This window comes from Oleiphilus sp. HI0123 (assembly GCF_001635315.1).
In genome coordinates this window covers 1-795 of the sequence record NZ_LWGE01000259.1, presented here as the reverse complement: position 1 = coordinate 795, position 795 = coordinate 1, and the positions used below count along the sequence as shown (strand labels likewise).

Below are 795 nucleotides of genomic sequence, written 5' to 3'. Positions count from 1 at the left end.
CCAGGGTCTCGCGACGCCAATTCGTCAACACTTTCCTTTGAAAGAATAATATTCCCAAAATAGGCTGCGTCGCAATGATTGCCCCATTCCATATAGTAAACCAAATGGCATATACCACTCTCATCCACCTTGATTAGAATGGTATAACCAAGATCACCTTGCGCAGATGCATGGAAATGTATCCAATCACCAAAGATGTCAAGCGTACCCTCTATATCATATATTTTTCTGATAAAAAGAGCTTCGTCGTCGACAGGCATAACTTCCTGAATAGCTGAGCGGAATAATATAACTCTTTCTATATTGACCTTAATCCAAGCAAATTTTTCTCTTTTTTCAAAAACCTTAACAATCTTAACTTTAACGAAAGCTGACTCTTCTATCTCTTCTGGATGACAATCCCAGCCATTGTAGTGTGCTAATGCTGGTGTATATAAGGACCAAAAAGTAGCGTCAGATTGCTCTGAGAAAGGGCCTTGAATCCGTATAACTCTCGTAGAGCCTTCGGTTGGAATTACGTTCGATCGTTTCCATTTTTCTGACGTTGCCTCGGATGGTATTGCGTCCATCTCATCACTCCAGGACACAACATCATCCGAATACCCTGAAAATTCGAATACAGGATAGGAAGGATGCTCCTTATCAACGTATTTTCTGCATGCACCACAATAGAAATTTAGCTTCATTACACACCGTCACACATAGACATAATGACTCCCCACGTCCCAAAAGAGTGCTGACCTCCTATCGTGGGTTAGCAAAGCCAGAGCCATAATATATGTGTCATACCATATA

At 41.1% G+C, this 795-nt stretch carries 1 protein-coding gene; it reads right to left on the bottom strand.

Annotation, left to right across the window (positions count from 1 at the left end):
* A partial coding sequence (locus tag A3761_RS02565) for a hypothetical protein (RefSeq protein ID WP_068749746.1) occupies positions 1-686 on the bottom strand: 686 nt, incomplete at its 3' end.
* Positions 687-795: the final 109 nt, after the last annotated feature.